This window comes from Sphingomonas sp. NFR04 (assembly GCF_900114095.1).
Classification (GTDB): domain Bacteria; phylum Pseudomonadota; class Alphaproteobacteria; order Sphingomonadales; family Sphingomonadaceae; genus Sphingomonas.
In genome coordinates this window covers 218,217-229,842 of the sequence record NZ_FORV01000008.1, presented here as the reverse complement: position 1 = coordinate 229,842, position 11,626 = coordinate 218,217, and the positions used below count along the sequence as shown (strand labels likewise).

Sequence of the window (11,626 nt, the reverse complement as noted above, 5' to 3'; positions counted from 1 at the left end):
CCTCGACCAAGGATGACTCGGCTTCCTACACGATCGCACAGGGCCTCCGTGGCGACCTGGGCGGCCTGAAGGCGGTTTCGTCGTCGCTCAGCCGTGCCAAGAGCGTGACTGACGTCGCCGTTGCCGGCGCCGAGCAGATCTCCGACATCGTCAACCAGATGCAGGCGAAGGCCCGTCAGTCTGCCGATAAGGGTATCGACACCGCGACCCGTGACGCCCTGAACAAGGACTTCACCGCGCTTCGTGACCAGATCACCACGATCGTCAACGCGTCGGACTTCAACGGCACGAACCTGCTCAAGGCTTCGGGCGGTCAGGTGACGGCGCTGCAGTCGCTGCAGGATTCGAACACCACCACCACTGCGTGGAACCCGGATTCGCTGACCGTTGCGAACCAGGGCCTCGACCTCGGCGGCTCGACGATCACCGTCGCGTCGACCGGCAAGATCGACACCCAGGCTGCTGCGCAGGCCATGGTGGACACGCTGAAGACCACTTCGGACAACCTGAAGACTACGCTCAGCACGCTCGGCGCCGCTTCGCGCAAGATCGATGCTCAGCAGACCTTCACCAGCAAGCTGTCGGACGTGATCGACGGCGGCATCGGCAACCTTGTCGACGCCGATCTGGCGAAGGAATCGGCTCGACTGCAGGCTCTGCAGGTCAAGCAGCAGCTCGGCGTTCAGGCTCTGTCGATCGCCAACCAGGCGCCGCAGACGATCACTTCGCTGTTCCGCTAATAACCTAAGGCCCCAACCCTGGGGGCCGAAGGCTAGCGGGGGCCGGGATGGTACGCCATCCCGGCCCTATTCGTTTTGGGCTAGAACTGAAGCGGATCTTCCATCACTTGGCGGCGACAGCGGTGAAGAGCTTGCTTGGCGACCGCCAGCACTATCGGCGAGCGCTTAAATGTCCCAGCACAGGACACCGCGCTCTCGGATCAAATTGACACGGCCCAGCTCGCCGATATCGTCAGTCGCGCAGTCAATGAACCTTCTGCGCCGTTCTTCGGAGCCTTCAAAGCCCGATCACCCCATGCCTTGGGTGATCGGGCTTTGTTGTATCGGCTGCCCGATATTTCATTTGCTTAGGGCTCACACCTCGATACACTCGCATGGCCGCTCTCTCCACGCGCTCCGCTTTGCCCATTTTTTGGAGCCCCCCCCCCCCCCCCCCCCCCCCCCCCCCCCCCCCCCCCCCCCCCCCCCCCCCCCCCCCCCCCCCCCCCCCCCGGCTGCGCAGCTGCCGCGCGAGGCAGCGCCTCCCCTCTGGCCCCCCCCCCCCCCCCCCCGGAGAGAGCGGCAACCTGACTGATCAGCCTTAACTCGGCAGTAGGGATAATCCCGTAAAGGATTTTCCGTCGCCTCACGCGGTACCCTTTCCGCATCTCCAGGTGAGGCGACAATCACCCTACATCAACTGCGCGCTACGGACGTTGCCGGGTCTGTCGATCTCGTGCCGCCAGCCTACATGAGGTGCGTCGCTCGCCTGTTGCCACCCCCCTTTCGCGCGGGCGAGCGACACACCGTCCGGCGCCGCTTAGGCTCGCGCGGCCCGTCAATTTCAACGTTGCAGTACGGCTGGCGTGCGCGGCGGAGAGTGGTAGCGTTAGGAGTATGTGCAACCGAGCCCGATTCCGCGGCGAGCCTGAGACGCTCTTCGGCGCGACCAGCAAGCTCTTCATAGAGCGGCCGCGCGACAATCGCTTCGCGCCGGCCGAGCTGCGGCCGAAGTCCCGCAACTATGTCATCCGGGAGCAGGCGGGCGAGCGGGCCTGGGACGTCATGAGCTGGGACGTGCTGGGCGGCCGGGCGGCGTGGCCGATGACCAACGTCCGCAACCTGAAGCTCGCCCAGTGGCGGCGCCTCGCCGAGAAGCCGGAAAACCGCTGTATCGTTCCTCTGACCGAGTTCGCGGAGTTCACGCCCGAGAAGCACGACCTGGGCGACGGCAAGCCCCCGCTCAAGGGGGAGATGTGGTTCAGCGTCACGGATCAGCCGACGTTCGCCGTCGCGGGCTTCTGGCAGATGACCGTCGCCGGGCCGGGCTTCACGATGGTGACCTGCGACGCGAACGAGCTCGTCGCACCGATCCACCCGAAGGCGATGATCACGATCCTGGAGCCCGGTGACGTCGATCGCTGGCTGCGCGGGAGCTATGACGAGATCGTCGACCTGCAGCGGCCCTATGATGCCGAGAGGATGGCAGTGCGCGGGCCGGTGTTCCCGACGCGCGCCGCCGGCGCCTAGGAGTTCGCGCGCGCCTCACTACATCGTGGCCATGCCCTGCCGCCTCTGCGCCGCGAACGACGAAGAAGCCTTGATCGAGAGCCTGGCCGCTGATCTGTGGGAGAGCCGCCGCCACGGCACGCTGGACGATCGTCCATGGGACCGCGCTGGCGACCATTGGCAGCGGATCTTCCGCGACTTCGCGCTGACCGCGCTAGAGAGCCTGCGGGCGGAGCACCGGCACTAGATCGCTCGGTTATAACCGTATGCGCCCTAAGGCCATTTCAGCCGAGCTGGGTCGGGCCGACAATCCGGCCCGCCAGAGCCAACGCGGGCCTGCACCTCGCGCCAGACGGCGTGGGACAGTTCGTCGTCGCGCTCCCGCTCGACGATCGAATATATCCGGTCGAGAGACCTGTCCGCGCTGCCGAACCGCAGCACATAATTGTCGGATGCGATCTCGAGCCAGAAGGTGATAAAGTCGCTCGTGCTGCCGCGCTTGATCCCCCAGAGGTAGGCGAGCGCCAGGCCGAGCGCGCGGGAGCGGTGCACGGGGCGATATCGGCACTCGTGCAACGCCTCCTCGAGCGCCAACAACGCCTTGGCCGTGAGATCCTCGCCGACTCGCATCGGCGGAACATGACGAGAACATTCGCATGAGTCGAGGGTCAGACACTGCGGTCGTTGTATCGCGCGCTGCCTTCGTCCCGATAAGAGACAGCACAGTATGCGGCTGGCGTTCCTCACAAGAATATTGCGCCGAGGCAGCTTTACCCCGGTTGCAGCATGATGCATTAACAACAGTATATCTGCGTATTTCCTCAAATATAAACCGGGGAAGGAATTATGGGTACTGTTGCAAGGATTTTCTGGCAGCCAAGTGAGGAAGACGCTGCAGTAGCGCTCGGAAAAACGCTGTGACGCTTTTCATAATCGAAGTTGTCGTGTGCCTCGCCGTGGTAAGTTTGATCGTCATGGCGATAGTCGTGTCGTCGCCCGGCGGGCGATGGCGATGATCAGCGACATAGAGGGCAATTCCGACGGGCATAAATCTGTAGCGACAGATCATCGGGCGCCAAATGCCGGCTGGGCGTAGTCCGCCTAGCCATTCGCGGTTCGATGTGGAGAGGAATGTACATGGCACGTGTAGCGGTCGTCACCGGCGGCACCCGCGGGATCGGCGAAGCGATCAGCTTGGCACTCAACGAGGCGGGCATCACCGTTGCCGCAAATTATGCCGGTAATGACGAGAAGGCAGCAGCCTTCACCGAGCGCACCGGCATCAAGGCGTACAAGTGGGACGTGGGCGATTTCGACTCCTGCGCTGCGGGAGTCGCGCAGGTCGATGCCGAACTCGGCCCGATCGACATCGTCGTCAACAATGCGGGCATCACCCGTGACGGCACGATCATGAAGATGACCCGCAACATGTGGGAAGACGTGATCCGCACCAATCTGGGCGGCTGCTTCAACATGGCGCACGCGGTGTTCCCGGGCATGCGCACCCGCAATTGGGGCCGCATCGTCAATATCGGTTCGATTAACGGCCAAGCGGGCCAATTCGGGCAGGTTAACTATGCAGCCGCCAAGTCGGGCATCCATGGCTTCACCAAGGCGCTGGCGCAGGAAGGCGCGCGATTCGGCGTGACCGTCAACGCGATCGCGCCGGGCTATATCGATACCGACATGGTCGCAGCCGTGCCTGCCGAGGCATTGGAAAGGATCATTGCAAAGATCCCGGTCGGGAGGCTCGGACAGGCGCGCGAGATCGCGCGCGCTGTCGCATTCCTATGCGCCGAGGACGGAGGTTTTGTCACCGGGTCGACGCTGTCGATCAACGGCGGCCAGTACATGTACTGAATGGGCGAGGATGCCTTCTGGCGGGATCGATAATGTTCGCCATCGGCGCGGCAACCCAAGCCTCAAAATGTCGCGTCGTCGGGGGGGGGGGGTACTTGTCGGTATGCTGCTGGCCTTTGCCCAGGCATGGTGTCGGGGGCTTTAATCGCGCAGTGGTTTGGCCCTTCGCAAGCCCGCGATCGAAGAGTCGGGCGACTTGCATGAGCCGAACATGGCAAGAACGCTCAGCGGAGTTGAGCCGCGGAAGCGAACCGCTACCCAAGCTAATTGCGAAGGCGTGTTGCCCCAAAATGGGGCAGCTACATATCGAGTGCACGGCAGGCGAGCCGCAGATGTATAGCATCCGCAAACAAGCGTATTGAACGTGTTACAAAAAGAAATATAGGTGGTGCAAACAGGGGGGGGCTCTATGAATTTCGGAATGAAACTGGATGCCGCTAACGGGCGCCCCACAGGGTTCGACTATATGCGAATCCTCTTGGCGCTGGCAGTGATCTGGATGCACACCGCCCAGGTGACGACTGGTTCACATGAGTTAGCTTTTTCGACACCATTCTCACCGTTGATCAAGGCAATCTTGCCGATGTTCTTCGCGCTCAGCGGGTTCCTCGTGGCAGGCAGCATGGAACGGTCGAGGACCCTCATCACCTTCCTCGGCAATCGGTTCGTGCGGATCTACCCGGCCCTAGCGGTGGAAGTGGGGCTATCCGCTTTCGTGATCGGGACGATCTTTACCTCTTTCCCGCTCGAGAAGTACTTCACCGACAAAACTTTCTTGCTGTATCTGCTCAACGTGACTGGGCACATCCACATGAAACTGCCAGGCGTGTTCCTGAATAATCCGGACGCGGACGTCGTAAACATGCAGCTGTGGACGGTACCCTTCGAGCTCTATTGCTACCTCGCGCTGTCGGTCCTGCTCGCCATCGGTCTGTTGAAGCGGCCAGTGATCGCGATCGTCGGATCGTTCTTCTTCCTGGCGCTGTGCTGCGCCTATCGGGTCTATCGCCATGGGGATCAATGGGCGATCTTCCCCACGCATGTTCCGGGGATCGTCCTGATATCGTGCTTCCTCGTTGGGGTCGCCTTCTACCTGTATCGCGAGAAGGTGCCGCATCGCTTGTGGCTGTTCCTGGCGTGCTCCGCCTATATCTTTTGGGCGTTTCGCTTCACCACCTTCGGCGACCTTATCACCGTGCCGGCGATGGGTTATGTCACCGTCTATCTGGGCCTGCTGATGCCCAGGAAGATCGCGTTGCTCAAAGGCGCGGACTATTCCTACGGCCTGTATCTGTACGGCTTCGTCATCCAGCAGGCGATCGCCTATTTCCCGGGCCCGGGCCGGATCTGGTACGTCAACGGCCTCGTCGCGACGATCATCAGCGCCGCTTTCGCCGCCTTCTCTTGGCATTACATCGAAAAACCGGCGCTGAAGTATAAGAGCGTCTTCAAGAAGCTGGAGAATGCATGGCTCAGGCGCCGGGAGCGGTCGATCGGCAGCCCTCAGCTCTCGGAAGTTTGAACGCCGACGCGAGGGCGGCAGTGTTCCTGGCGGCGGCCCTATACGGCATGATCTATTTGATCGTTTGGGCAAGATCATTCCCGAGGCCGCTGAAGGGCATGCACCGGTATCCCGGGGAAAAGCCGGTCCATCAAGTCTGCTGAGACTGCTACGGCTGCCATTTCAATGATCGCAACCGCCTAGGCTAGCGCTACTGCCCGAACCGCCCGCCGATGTAGTTCCCGGCGGGCAGCATCGGCACCTTCGCGTTGTTGATGAGAAACGTCGGCGCGACGTTGCCCTCGATCGAAGCTGGACCATCGACCGCGATCCAGGGCGTGAAGTTCGGGCCAGCCACCACCTCGTTGAACCGGATCACCACGTTCCTCGGCGCGCTATAGAGCTTGATCGCGTGCCACATGGTGCAGACGAACCGGTTGCCGGTGATCTCGATGTTCTCGTAGCCGCCGACCTTGTCCTCGTCGCCGAAGAAGATGCCTTGGGGCTCATGGCCAGGGCTGCCGATGAACTCGTTTCGGAAGATGCGCACGTTCTTGCAGCCGGACGGCTGTCGGGTCGTCCAGCACTGCACGCCGTCGGGGTGGACGTTGGCATTCGTGCGCCAGTCGTGGATCGTGTTCCAGGCGATCGTGACCCCATTCGATCCGGGGATCTCAATCGCGTCCGCCCCGATGAAGCCGATGTCGTTGCCGCGGATGACGACGTTGCGGCTGGTGTCCGTCTTGATGCCGGCATTGATCTCGACGAAGCGCGAGTTGGAGACCGTCAGGCCATCGGTGCCGACCGCGGTGACGCCATTCACGTCGCGGCTGACATCGCCGTCGATCACCCCATGCACATAGATGCCGTCGAGGACGATGCCCGAGCCGTTGTTGATGCGGATCATAGACTGGCTGTTGGCCTCGCCCGGCGCGGGCACATAGGCAAACTCCAGACCCGACAAGGTGATGTTGCGGGCGCTGTTGAGCGTGATCCGGGTGAACACCGCCGGGCGCTTGGGGTCGGCGCTCTTCACCGTCACGGTGCCGTCGTACTGGGCATCGTTGATGCCGGCACCGCCATAATTGCCCGGCGCGAGCAGGATCGTGTCGCCGGGCTTGGCCACCTTCCACGCGGCCTGGAGCTGCGCCGGCGTGGCGACAGGAACGGTAACGGCGCGCGCGGTGGCGGGCGCCGCCATAAGCAGGATGGCAGCGAGATATCGCAACATGGTGGTCTCCTTTTGCTGAGGGGAATTCGGTGGGGATCACGCGCCGATGAGCGCCTGCCGCGCGACGGCTGCCTCCTTGGCGTAGCCTTGCGCGGAGAGGTGCGTGCCGTCGAAGCGATCGGTATCGCTGGTGAACGGGATGGCGTTGTAGTTGATGATCGGAGCGAGGCTGAGATTGGTCGTGACGGTATCGATTACAGCCAGCATGTCAGACGACATATTGTAGCTCGCGTACCCGCCAATCGTCGTTCGGCACTTGACCAGGGCCACATTGGCGCCGTTGCCGCCAGCCTGCCCCTTCAGCTTCGACGCGATGTTCGTCATCGCGGTCTGGAAGTCTGCGGGGATCACGCCGTTAGCCTGGTCGTTCGTGCCCAGCTCGATGATGTACGCATCGGAATTGAGCGCCCCGAGCGCATTGTAGGGTGTCGCGGCACTCATCGTGGTCGAGTCCGAATAGATGTTCCAGTGCCCCGAACCGGTGGTCCCGTATGCCTTTGAACTCGGCCAACCCATGTTCAGCAGCTCGAGCGCCGGGCTGGCCGAGTTGTAGGGGATGATGGCCACGATAAGGATCTGGTTGCCGGCGCTGCGGGTTATCGAGATCGGTTTTTGGCTGGCCGTCGGGCGGCTGATCGTGGTGCGCTTCAAGCCGAGCGTACCCGCCGAGTTGGTCACTTGCGCACCGGCGATCGATCCGCAGTTAATCGACTGGGTCCAACCATCCTCGTCCGTGAACGTGATGGTCCCCAAGCCAGATTGCGCGGCGTGAATGATGTCGAAAGAATCGGCCGCAGCGTCGCCGGGAATAAATACCGACGCGGTGGTCACCGTGTTCGCGCATGTCAGCATGGTCCCCGAGAGGCTATAATTGGACAAAGTCCACCCAGTGCCGACCTGAATGTTCGGGTTGGCGGCGACCATGTCGGCGATGACGCTGTTGACCTGCGACGAGAAATACGCATCGGCCCGGCAGGGGATACCGCGCGCGACGAGCTGGTCTTTGAGCTGCTGCGGCCAGGCCTTCGCGCGCAGATAGTTAGGCGACGTTCCCGCACCCGTCCCCGCTGTCGTCGTGCCGGTCGCGACACCCGAACCCCAACCTGCAACCGCGCTATCGCCAACGATGGCGATCTGCGAGCGCTGGCCTGCCGCCATTTTGCTCTGCACAGCGGGGAATGCGAAGGTCGGAAGCGGAGGAAGTGGTGGCGTCTGGAATGGCCTCCCTGCGAACAAAGCGCGGCTGGTAACTGACAAATTCAAGGCGCTAAGGCGCATGGCCGCGCTCCTATGTTGTGGTGGGGAGTGGTCCGCGCGGCGCGGCGGGTGGTCGCAGGCGAGCTGCTACGGCTTCCGGGCCATCGCGGTCGACCAGTCGCGAACATACTGGACGGCTGACCGGCAAAGCTTCTTCTCGGCGCGCTCGCGCACGACGAACACCGCCGTCGCTTCATCCCGATCGAGCACCAGGTCGAAGCCGACGACATCCAGCGGCGCAGCGAGCACGCGCCGAGCGCCGCTGGCATCGGTCACCGCGGTGCCGGCCGGGATCGTCACCGGCAGCAGCGGCGGCAGGACAGGGAATGCAGCGTCCGCCGCCGGGCAGACGTCGAGCGTTGCGGGATCGGGTGTGACCGGCAGCGCGCGCGGGGCGCTACAGCCCGTTGTGCAGATCATCGAGAGCAGAGCTGCGATTGCGGCGCGCTTCATGGGCACGTTCCTCCTGTTGAGCTAGGTCGTTGCGGATCTCGGTGTCTCGGGACGCCTGGGCGGCGCCGGCGGCGCGCTCGGCGCGCACCTGCCGCTGCCCCACCTCGGCCGCTGCAGCCGCGCGATCGTTGGCGACGACGCGGCGGTCGTGGAAGTGCAGCCAGAGCCAGAGCCCGGCCGCGAGCATGATGACGGCAGCGAGCACGCCGAGGCCGATGGCGACGCGCTTGGCATAGCGCTCGCCGACGATGGGGATCAGCCAGGCGATCATCGTTCACCTGCCTTCCGCAGCGCAAGGTCGGCCGCCTTGCGGCCGGTGGTGCTGGCGCCATATTCCGACTGCACGACCGAGCCGCCCCAGCCGAGCACGATGCCCAGGGCCAGCAGCACTGCGTTCTCGTTGCGCGGCGGGATCTCGACGAAGAACAGCAGGATCAGCCCCAGCAGCCCGGCCGATAGGGCGGCGATGCCGACCGCGGCGCGGAAGCGATTGCCCTCAGCGGGCGGCGGCCCGATCAACTTGGGATCGTCGGTCATGCCCACCCCCCGGCGGTCAGCGCCGCCTGGAACTTCAGCGCATAGGCCGCGATCATGTCAGCGCGGTCGGTCCCGTTGATGATACGGCGCGCGGCGGCGAACTGGTCGGCGGCGCCGAGTGGCCCCGGCAGATAGTCGCGTAGCGCCTTACCGGTGAACCATCCCTCCTCCATGCCGCGCACGAGGATGCGGACAGCGACGTCCGTGCTGAGCGCCAAGTCGAAGTTCTTCAGCAGCGCCCCGCCCAGCTCGAGTTCGCGATCGGCGAGCTCGTAGTTGTCGCACCAGGTGAGCTGGACGAGGCCGCGGCCATACGGGATCTGGCCACCATAGCTCGACGCCCCGGGAACCGGCTTCATCCGCGCGCCGGCGACGCCGTAGCGCTTGCCCTTGCCCCGGCCGATCTCTTCGACCGGCACCAGCCGCGCCTCGTGCCAACTCGTGCCGAGGGCATAGGCCAGCCATGCCACCGACCAATCCGCGGCCGTGGCAAGCAGCGCGTTGATCGTGTCGACCTGCGGCTGCTCGAGCTGGCCGGTGACGGTGCGCACGCCTGCGAAGAACGCGGCCGGATCTGCCAGCGCGCGCGGCTTGCCGATCCCGAGCGCCGTGCCGATCGCGGCGAGCGTCGCGGGCCCGAGCACGCCGTCGGGCGCGACACCGAGGTGCCGCTGAATGTCTCTCAGCTCTGTCATGTTGGCCTCCGGTAGGGAGAGTGTCAGCCGTCCAGCCTGGGCGCCTGCGGGTGCGGCTTCAGCGCCACATATTCGGCAGGCGCGCGGCCTTCGTGCGCGGCCTCGACCACGGCGAGGGCCGAGAGCTCCGCTTGGGCGGTGTTCCGTGCGGTGCCGATGATGTTGTTCGCGATCGCCGCGGCTTCGCTGTCGACGCGGGCGAGGAAGCGATCGGTGAGCAGCTTCACCAGCCGATCGGCGCCGACAGTCGAGAACGCGGAGAACAGCGCGGCCGCCTCCGCCTCCACCCCGGCGCGCGTCGCGAGCCAGTATGCGATCAGCGCCACCATCGGCAGCAGTAGCAGGTCGGCGAAGACGAGCCGCGCCTTCACCTGCACTCCTCGCTTCAGCAGAAGCGCATATTTTGCCGCGAACCCGAACGTGATCCCAATCAGGATCCAGCCGTATTTCGCCAGCACCGTCTCGAATACCGGCGTCATCGGCATAGCCCCTTTCATGGTGATGTTCATGCTGGTGCCCCCAGCTGAGCCCTCAACGCCGCGACTTCGACGGCGAGTTCCTGCACCGCTGCCCAGAGCACCGGCACCAGCTTCGCCTGGTCGATCGACTGATAGGCCTCGACCTCACCGGTCTTCGTCCACGACCAGCCCGGCGGGCATTGCGTCTGCGGGATACCGGCGAGAGGCGCGGGCGCGACCGGCGGAGTCGCGGTGCCAACGGGCTCCCCGTCCTGCTCACCCGTTGCCGACCACGCCCAGCCTACCGGTGCCTTGTCCTGCCGGACGTCGACGATCGGGGCGGGCTGCGGGGGCGGCGTGGCGCGGCCGATGTCGACCATCGCGTCCTTCTGGCCCTGAACCGCCTCCGGCACCGCCTCGGCGACTTCGTGCGCCAGGAAGCCGTCGACGATACGATCCGCGGAGCCGATGAAGCTGAACCGCCGCGCCGGCACGGCGAGCACCCGCTCGACCGCGCCCGCCAACGGCTGGAGGTTCTCCTTGAGGCGGTAGTCGGAGCTCGTGTTGTAGGAGACGCCCGTCTCGCTGACCGTGATCGAGCCCGTCTGCTGCGCGACGCCGCCGACGTCGCGGACGAACTGGACGGCCGTGTAATTGTTCACGTCATAGGTGCTGATCGCATAGCCGCCGACGAAGCTCGCCAGCACGCGCAGGGCCCCGCTTGCCTGGATGTTGCCCTGCGAGCCGCGCTGACCGTGCACATTCACCTGGCCCGACGGATCGATATAGATCCGGTGCGCGGACTTGTCGGAGGTGCCGATCGCCATCGCGTTCGTCGCCGGCGCCCACGTCCACAGGCCGCTCGTGCCGAACTGGATAGAGGGGCTGGCGCCGTCGAGCAGCAGGTCGCCGCCGACGCGCACCTGCACCGCGAATCGGACGGGGCCGGTCACTTCGTCATTGCCGCTGAGTGCCAGCGCGATCTGCGGCAGCGAAAGCGAGATGGTCCAGGCGGCATAGGTGCCGCTGCCGCCGGTCTTGCCCACCGAGACGGTCATCACGCCGGTGCCGCTGTTGTAGGCGGTGATCTGGCCGTGCAGGTAGGTCGTCGGTGCAGCCGTGCGCGCGATGATCACGAACTGCCCGATGGCGAATGCCTTGCCGGTCTCCGCCAGCGTCAGCGTCTTCGAGCCTGTACCGATCGCGAGACTGGTGGTGCTGGACGCGCTGGTGCCAGGTGCGTTGATCGCCGTCACGGCGGCGGCCTGCATCGCGGTCGCCGTTTCGTTCACCTGCTCGGCGAACAGCGGCAGGGCGCCGAGGAACTCGTCGGCTCGGTCCGAGAATCCCGAAGGGTCCGCCCGCGAGGGCGGATCGGGGAGCGGCGTAATAGCCATGGAGGTCTC

The 11,626-nt window shown here is 64.7% G+C and carries 15 protein-coding genes; 6 read left to right on the top strand and 9 right to left on the bottom strand.

Going from position 1 to position 11,626, the window contains the following annotated elements:
* The 4 genes from BM009_RS20005 to BM009_RS19990 all read left to right on the top strand — a co-directional run.
* Positions 1-740: flagellin (locus tag BM009_RS20005; protein WP_093298868.1), on the top strand; the 740-nt coding region annotated here is incomplete at its 5' end.
* A gap of 135 nt (positions 741-875) precedes the next feature.
* The gene (locus BM009_RS22400) at positions 876-1,091 is read left to right on the top strand and encodes a hypothetical protein (protein WP_139216692.1); all 216 of its coding nucleotides are present in this window, start codon (positions 876-878) and stop codon (positions 1,089-1,091) included.
* A gap of 525 nt (positions 1,092-1,616) precedes the next feature.
* A complete protein-coding gene (locus BM009_RS19995; protein WP_093298866.1) occupies positions 1,617-2,249 on the top strand; it encodes an SOS response-associated peptidase family protein in 633 nt (210 codons plus the stop codon).
* A 70-nt stretch (positions 2,250-2,319) separates the two neighbouring features.
* Positions 2,320-2,475 carry a hypothetical protein gene (locus BM009_RS19990; protein ID WP_175488137.1) on the top strand — a complete coding sequence of 52 codons (156 nt, stop codon included), beginning with the start codon at positions 2,320-2,322 and terminating at the stop codon, positions 2,473-2,475.
* A 26-nt stretch (positions 2,476-2,501) separates the two neighbouring features.
* Here the strand turns inward: BM009_RS19990 and BM009_RS19985 are convergent, their stop codons facing one another.
* A complete protein-coding gene (locus tag BM009_RS19985) occupies positions 2,502-2,858 on the bottom strand; it encodes a hypothetical protein (RefSeq protein WP_093298864.1) in 357 nt (118 codons plus the stop codon).
* A gap of 507 nt (positions 2,859-3,365) precedes the next feature.
* Between BM009_RS19985 and phbB the strand changes: the two genes are divergently transcribed.
* Positions 3,366-4,088 (top strand): acetoacetyl-CoA reductase, encoded by a 723-nt coding sequence (gene phbB, locus BM009_RS19980; RefSeq protein ID WP_093298892.1) that lies wholly within the window; start codon positions 3,366-3,368, stop codon positions 4,086-4,088.
* A 421-nt stretch (positions 4,089-4,509) separates the two neighbouring features.
* Positions 4,510-5,610, top strand: coding sequence for an acyltransferase family protein (locus BM009_RS19975; protein ID WP_217644225.1), 1,101 nt, complete (start codon positions 4,510-4,512; stop codon positions 5,608-5,610).
* Positions 5,611-5,800: 190 nt separating this feature from the next.
* On the opposite strand, the gene BM009_RS19970 is transcribed toward BM009_RS19975, so the two are convergent.
* From BM009_RS19970 to BM009_RS19935, 8 genes are all read right to left on the bottom strand, one after another.
* Complete coding sequence (locus BM009_RS19970) at positions 5,801-6,820, bottom strand: right-handed parallel beta-helix repeat-containing protein (RefSeq protein WP_093298862.1); 1,020 nt, start codon at positions 6,818-6,820, stop codon at positions 5,801-5,803.
* A gap of 36 nt (positions 6,821-6,856) precedes the next feature.
* Complete coding sequence (locus BM009_RS19965; RefSeq protein WP_093298861.1) at positions 6,857-7,978, bottom strand: SGNH/GDSL hydrolase family protein; 1,122 nt, start codon at positions 7,976-7,978, stop codon at positions 6,857-6,859.
* A gap of 186 nt (positions 7,979-8,164) precedes the next feature.
* Positions 8,165-8,530 carry a hypothetical protein gene (locus BM009_RS19960; RefSeq protein ID WP_139216689.1) on the bottom strand — a complete coding sequence of 122 codons (366 nt, stop codon included), beginning with the start codon at positions 8,528-8,530 and terminating at the stop codon, positions 8,165-8,167.
* The gene (locus BM009_RS19955; protein ID WP_093298859.1) at positions 8,475-8,801 is read right to left on the bottom strand and encodes a hypothetical protein; all 327 of its coding nucleotides are present in this window, start codon (positions 8,799-8,801) and stop codon (positions 8,475-8,477) included. Before BM009_RS19955 ends, BM009_RS19960 begins: the two co-directional genes overlap by 56 nt.
* On the bottom strand, positions 8,798-9,067 hold the full coding sequence (locus BM009_RS19950; protein ID WP_093298858.1) for a hypothetical protein: 270 nt from the start codon (positions 9,065-9,067) through the stop codon (positions 8,798-8,800). Before BM009_RS19950 ends, BM009_RS19955 begins: the two co-directional genes overlap by 4 nt.
* A complete protein-coding gene (locus BM009_RS19945; RefSeq protein ID WP_217644224.1) occupies positions 9,064-9,762 on the bottom strand; it encodes a lysozyme family protein in 699 nt (232 codons plus the stop codon). The genes BM009_RS19950 and BM009_RS19945 overlap by 4 nt, the downstream gene beginning before the upstream one ends.
* 23 nt (positions 9,763-9,785) lie before the next feature.
* On the bottom strand, positions 9,786-10,241 hold the full coding sequence (locus tag BM009_RS19940) for a hypothetical protein (RefSeq protein ID WP_126001567.1): 456 nt from the start codon (positions 10,239-10,241) through the stop codon (positions 9,786-9,788).
* Between the two features lie 26 nt (positions 10,242-10,267).
* On the bottom strand, positions 10,268-11,617 hold the full coding sequence (locus BM009_RS19935; protein ID WP_093298856.1) for a tail fiber domain-containing protein: 1,350 nt from the start codon (positions 11,615-11,617) through the stop codon (positions 10,268-10,270).
* Between the last annotated feature and the right edge of the window lie 9 nt (positions 11,618-11,626).